The 2,749-nt window shown below is 65.5% G+C and carries 3 protein-coding genes and 1 pseudogene; 2 read left to right on the plus strand and 2 right to left on the minus strand.

Going from position 1 to position 2,749, the window contains the following annotated elements; translation table 11 throughout:
- A partial coding sequence (locus tag EN742_RS30835) for a pyridoxamine 5'-phosphate oxidase family protein (protein WP_128333655.1) occupies positions 1–583 on the minus strand: 583 nt, incomplete at its 3' end.
- A 105-nt stretch (positions 584–688) separates the two neighbouring features.
- On the opposite strand from EN742_RS30835, the gene EN742_RS30840 reads away from it, so the two are divergent.
- On the plus strand, positions 689–1,594 hold the full coding sequence (locus EN742_RS30840; RefSeq protein ID WP_126058085.1) for a LysR family transcriptional regulator: 906 nt from the start codon (positions 689–691) through the stop codon (positions 1,592–1,594).
- Between the two features lie 94 nt (positions 1,595–1,688).
- A complete protein-coding gene (locus tag EN742_RS30845) occupies positions 1,689–2,489 on the plus strand; it encodes a 1-acyl-sn-glycerol-3-phosphate acyltransferase (RefSeq protein WP_126058084.1) in 801 nt (266 codons plus the stop codon).
- 26 nt (positions 2,490–2,515) lie between these two features.
- Here the strand turns inward: EN742_RS30845 and EN742_RS30850 are convergent.
- Positions 2,516–2,749: pseudogene (locus EN742_RS30850) on the minus strand (LysE family translocator); the annotation flags it as partial.

Raw genomic sequence — 2,749 nt, forward strand, 5'->3', positions numbered from 1 at the left:
GTTCGAGGCTCGCGATGCGCCGGTCGCGTTCGGCCAGCGCCGCTGCCACGTCGGCCGCCTCGAAGCGCTGCGGAATGTGCTGCGGGCAATTGGCATCCCAGGTCGAGACGTTGAACAAGATGACCTGCTCGGGACGCGCCTTGTAGCCTCGCGGCATCAGGCTCGCCGTCAGTTCGGCGTCGCCCTCGACGACACGCGCCCTGCCCCAGACCTTGATGCGCTGACGGTGGGCATAGTCGATCAGGAACAGGAAAGCTTGCGCATTGTCGGCGAGATTGCCCTGGGTGATGAATTGCCTGTTGCCCGTGAAGTCGGCGAAGCCGATCGTCTTCTCGTCGAGCACCTTGAGGAAGCCGGCCGGTCCGCCGCGATGCTGGATGTAGGGCTGACCCTCACCATTGGCGGTCGCCAGGAAGACGCTGGTCTGCGCCGCGATGAAAGCGGCAAGGTCGGGCGTGATGACATCCCGCCAGCCGCCGCGCTCCTCGACGCGGGAATAGGCTTCGCGCGAGCCTTTACGTGCCTGGATCGCCTTGACGCTCGGCGTGAAGGCGACGTCGCTGGCGAAAGCATGGGCGTTCATATGGCGCTGTCCTCCAAAACTGGTGATGCACCCAAACATAAGCCTTCCATATTTCGGATACAGATGGCATATCTGGAATAGCACCTTCCATTTCCTGGAAGATCCATGGATCGCCTCGAGGCCATGTCGCTTTTCGTCGCCGCAGTGGAGGCCGGCAGCCTTTCTGCCGCGGCGCGCCATTTAGGCATGCCGCTGGCCACGGTCAGCCGCAAGGTTTCGGAATTGGAGCGGCATCTCAACACGCGCCTTCTCAACCGCTCGGCGCGGCGGCTGACACCGACCGATGCCGGGCAGGCCTACCTCGCTGCCTGCCGCCGCATCCTGGACGAGGTCGGCGAGGCCGAGCGCGCCGCCGCCGGCGAATACAGCACGCCCAGGGGCGAACTGGTCGTCACCGCGCCGATCGTCTTCGGCCGCCTGCACGTGCTGACGGTGGTAACTGATTTCCTCGCCGCCTATCCCGAGGTGGATATCCGGCTGACGCTGTCGGACCAGATAACCCATCTGCTCGACGAGCATATCGACCTTGCCGTGCGTATCGGTGACCTGCCCGACTCCAGCCTTGTCGCCATCCGTGTCGGCGCGATCCGCCGTGTCGTCTGCGCAAGCCCTGCCTATCTTGCCGCGCATGGCACACCGCAGACCCCGGGAGCCTTGGCCGCGCACAGCTGCATTACGTTCGAGAACCTCTCAGCCCCCGCCACCTGGACCTTCGCCGACGGCAAGAGCGAGGTAGCCGTGCCGGTCCGCTCCCGGCTTCGCGTCAACACCGCGGAAGCCGCCATCGACGCCGCGATCGGCGGTGTCGGATTGACCAAGGTTCTGTCCTACCAGGTCGCGGTTGCCGTGCGTTCCGGCGCGCTGCAGGCCGTGCTGCGGGAGTTCGAGCCGCCGCCATGGCCGGTGAGCCTCGTCCATGCCGGCCAGGGCCTGCTGCCGGTCAAGCTGCGCGCCTTCCTCGATTTCGCCGCCCCCCGCCTGAAGGAGCGTCTCACGCAGGCAATGTGGTAGGCTCGGGAATCGGGATTGTCCCGACCTCGGCCCGTTTCCTTTTTGCCCGCGCTTGGTGTAACCAACGCACTCGTTCTCACCGGGCCCTTCCCGCATGCTCTATGTCCGCTCGCTGGCGTTCAACTTCGTCTTCTATGTCAGCCTGGTCGTCCAGATGATCCTCTGGACCCCGTACTATTTCCTGTCGCCGCGTCACCGGGCCTGGTTCGTGCCGAAATTCTGGTCGCGGAGCTGCATGTGGCTCTACGACAAGATCGCCGGCACGAAGAGCGAAATCACAGGCGTCGAGAACTTGCCCGAAGGGTCCTTCATCCTGGCGCCGAAGCATCAGTCCTTCTGGGATGCGATCGCCTTTTTCCCTTATCTCGATGACGCGCTTTACATCCTGAAGCGGGAGCTGACCTGGATCCCCTTCTTCGGCTGGTACATCATGAAGATGCGCATGATCCCGGTTGACCGCGGCAGTCGCTCCAAGGCGCTGAAGGCGGTCGTCGCCGCCACCAGAGCGGAAATGGACCGCAATCCGCGCCAGCTCATCATCTACCCCGAAGGCACGCGCCGCGCTCCGGGCGACGAGCCGGCCTACAAATACGGCATCGTCGAGATCTATTCGCAGCTTGGCGTCCCGGTGGTGCCCGTCGCCCACGTCGCCGGCCTCTACTGGCCGCGCCGCAAATTCCTGCGCTATCCCGGCACCATCAAGGCCCGCTTCCTGCCGCCGATCCCGCCGGGACTGGCCAAGGACGAGTTCATGCAGCGGCTGATCGGCGAGACCGAGGCAGCCTGCGACCAACTCCTCGTCGAGGCCTCGCGCGCGCCGAACCCGCCGCCAATGCCGCCGACGGCGGCGAAGCGGCTGGCCGAGCTTGCGGCCGCCGAAAAGGCGAAGGCCTGAACCGCAGCCTCTTGACGCCGGCCCGCCTATGGCCAGGCCGCCAGTGCCGTCGTCAGCACCAGTGTCGCCGCGAAAATCAGGTTGATGATCCGCGAGGCCAGCGGCCGCCGCAGGAAGCGGGCGAAGGCCGCACCGGCGAGAAGCCACAGCACGTGGATGGCGACGATCATCAGCGCGAGCACCACGAGCCTGGTCGAAATTCCGAGATCGGCGACGCCCGACGAAGCGCCGGCGAAGACCGCGGCGATCGCCACATACTG

It is taken from the genome of Mesorhizobium sp. M4A.F.Ca.ET.020.02.1.1 (assembly GCF_004022645.1).
In the GTDB taxonomy this organism is placed as follows: Bacteria; Pseudomonadota; Alphaproteobacteria; order Rhizobiales; family Rhizobiaceae; genus Mesorhizobium.

Coding starts and splice junctions, on each gene's coding strand:
- EN742_RS30845 (WP_126058084.1), top strand. CDS start 1,689: ATGCTCTATGTCCGCTCGCTGGCGTTCAACTTCGTCTTCTATGTCAGC.
- EN742_RS30840 (WP_126058085.1), top strand. CDS start 689: ATGGATCGCCTCGAGGCCATGTCGCTTTTCGTCGCCGCAGTGGAGGCC.